The 2,355-nt window shown below is 50.2% G+C and carries 3 protein-coding genes; all 3 read right to left on the bottom strand.

Going from position 1 to position 2,355, the window contains the following annotated elements; translation table 11 throughout:
- Positions 1-37: 37 nt before the first annotated feature.
- The 3 genes from tnpC to tnpA all read right to left on the bottom strand — a co-directional run bounded on the left by tnpC (position 38) and on the right by tnpA (position 2,298).
- Positions 38-1,582 (bottom strand): IS66 family transposase, encoded by a 1,545-nt coding sequence (tnpC, locus tag AS141_RS26400; RefSeq protein WP_082632444.1) that lies wholly within the window; start codon positions 1,580-1,582, stop codon positions 38-40.
- Positions 1,583-1,657: 75 nt separating this feature from the next.
- Positions 1,658-2,005: an IS66 family insertion sequence element accessory protein TnpB gene (tnpB, locus tag AS141_RS25785; RefSeq protein WP_057940597.1), complete on the bottom strand. Its 348-nt coding sequence runs from the start codon at positions 2,003-2,005 to the stop codon at positions 1,658-1,660.
- Complete coding sequence (tnpA, locus tag AS141_RS25780; RefSeq protein ID WP_057940596.1) at positions 2,005-2,298, bottom strand: IS66 family insertion sequence element accessory protein TnpA; 294 nt, start codon at positions 2,296-2,298, stop codon at positions 2,005-2,007. The genes tnpB and tnpA overlap by 1 nt, the downstream gene beginning before the upstream one ends.
- Positions 2,299-2,355 lie beyond the last annotated feature (57 nt).

The following is a 2,355-nucleotide window of genomic DNA, read 5'->3' as shown; positions in this document are numbered from 1 at the left end:
TCGCTCCGAGCATCCCGTATGTTTTGGATTAGGAATTTCAGAGAATCGGTTTAGGCCTATGCTGTTTCCAGTTTGAGGGAAGAAGTTGGTACAGGTCTTTTTGTTTAAGGCTCTGGATTCTTTCAAACACATCCTTCAGCCATTCAAATTCATTGATATTGTTCTTTTTGCAGCTGGCCATAAAGGAGTACATCCCGGCTGCCATCTCTGCTGCCTGATGTGATCCGGCGAACAAAAATGCTTTTCGGCCGATCGCCAAGGGGCGCACCGCATTTTCAACTAAATTATTATCTATTTCCATCTGGCCATGGAGCTCATAGGCACTCAGTCCCGCCCATCTGGGCAGTGTATAGTCAATGGCTTTACCCATCGGACTGCCTGGCCTGTACTTGTATTGGTTTTCCTTGAGCCATTTCTCCAGCCGGTCCAGGACAGGACGTGCGTGTTTCTTCCTTTCCTCTGTCCGTTGCTCCCAGTCCAGTTCCTGCTCCCTCATCCGCTTCTCCAGTGCATACAGCAACTGCATTTCATCCAGGACATAGTTGGCCTGCTTCTCATCATCTTTGACCGAATTGACAAAATAGCGTCTCGCATGAGCCATACAAAATGTCAACAGGATATCAGGATGGTCCGCATACAGTGAATCATAGACAACATAGCCATCCGTCTGGAGAATCCCCTTAAACCCGGCAAGCATTTCTTCGGGACCGGAACTGTCCCGTCCCTTTCGGTAGTCAAACAGGACAAGCCTGTCCACAGGGGCATGGTACAGCCACATGTACCCTTTATGGATCCCGTTTTTATGGTCCCTGTCCAGCACCTTTAGGGGGCTTTCATCCGCCTGGAGATATTTCTGGGAGAAGACCATCAGGCGGAGCAGCTCCCAGAGCGGCCTGAGTTGTTCCCATCCCCGCATCAGCCAGTCCGAGGCGCTGGAAGCGGGGATCCGGACTCCCATTTTACTGTATTTGTCGATCTGCCGGTGCAGCGGCATCCCATAAACGTATTTGTCAACGGTGAGCTGGGCTACGACCGATTCGGAAGGGATGCCCTTTTCGATGACCCGGTCCGGAAGCATGCCGATCAGGATGCCTTCGCCGTTTGGTCTGGCGTACTTTGGACGCACATACCGCTTTACATAGAAAAAAGCCGGCTCGATCTCCAATACCTCGGTCACTTCTTCCCCGATCTTCACACATCCTTCAGTGGATTCAGATGGCTCTATCACGATCTCTTCCCTGGTCAGTTCTTCAGGCAGGCTCATACGGCCGGTTCCTTTGGCCCGTTTCTTTGGTGCGGGCTTCTGCTGCTCCACCGCACAGGATAGTTCCTCCTGTACTGATTGGGTCACACCGAGTTCAAACAGGCCCATCTGGTTGTCACCGGCACTGCCGTTGCGTTTCTCGCTCTTAAACCCAAAAATATACCTGCGGAGTTTATCCAGCTCGAAGCCCAGATCGGCGATCACATGGTCTTTTCCGGCAAGGGCCTCTTCTTTTTCAGCAAGGATGCCTTCTTTTTCGGACAGCACCAACAAGGTCTCTTCATACAGTTTTTTGTAGTCCGTCTCCTTGTTTTCCATGACATAAATATATGCCAAAAAAGTAGCTTAAACAGTATTTAAAGCCACTTTTTACCTAAAATAAACAGACTGTTTTCAAGCCCTTTTTAAGGGGTCATAGCGCTTTCTGTAGCTCACCGAAACCAGCCTTACTCCCTGTAAAAGCAGGCTGAGCTGACCGCTTGTGACCGCGTTTCCCGACAGCACAGGGCGTTCAAAAGTGCCCTGTTCCAGCTTTTTGATGTACATGGCAAAACCGTCCCGGTCCCACTGCAGAAAGCGGATCTGGTTGGAGCGCTTGCCAAGAAAAACAAATACGTCCCCGTTCATCGGGTCGAAACCAAGCTTGTTGCGCACAAGCCCGGCAAGCGAGTTGATCCCGAAACGCATATCCGTCGGTTCATGATACAGGTAATACCTGACAGAACTTGATAAGGCCAGCATCAGCCCACCAACTCACGGACGGTAACCACATCTACTGTCCCAAACAGTTCCACACAGACCCCCGAGGGATAGCTGATCCTGGCTACAGGACCTGCCGTGATATGATCCATCGGAATAACCGAAAACGGGGAAGAGGAAGAGGTAGGAATGGTATCGGTGTCAAACTTCTTACACCAATAATAGAAAGTTGCTTTGGGAATGCCTTCCGATGCGGCAAAGCTTGCCTTGCTCTGACCGGATTCCTGCCACTTGCAGAACAGGGAATAATACGCTTCGTTGGATGTCTTTTTCATCCTGCAACATTAAACATACAGGACTCAACTATCAATATGGTTTTGTCGGACCGATAC

This window comes from Algoriphagus resistens (genome assembly GCF_001442615.1).
GTDB classification, from domain to species: Bacteria; Bacteroidota; Bacteroidia; order Cytophagales; family Cyclobacteriaceae; genus Algoriphagus; species Algoriphagus resistens.
The sequence above is the reverse complement of the archived record's forward strand: the minus strand, read 5'-3'. Positions and strand labels throughout refer to the sequence as shown.

What these genes read in the sequence shown, in the direction of transcription:
- tnpC (WP_082632444.1), bottom strand. Translation starts at nt 1,582, where the DNA reads ATGGAAAACAAGGAGACGGACTACAAAAAACTGTATGAAGAGACCTTG.
- tnpB (WP_057940597.1), bottom strand. Translation starts at nt 2,005, where the DNA reads ATGCTGGCCTTATCAAGTTCTGTCAGGTATTACCTGTATCATGAACCG.
- tnpA (WP_057940596.1), bottom strand. Translation starts at nt 2,298, where the DNA reads ATGAAAAAGACATCCAACGAAGCGTATTATTCCCTGTTCTGCAAGTGG.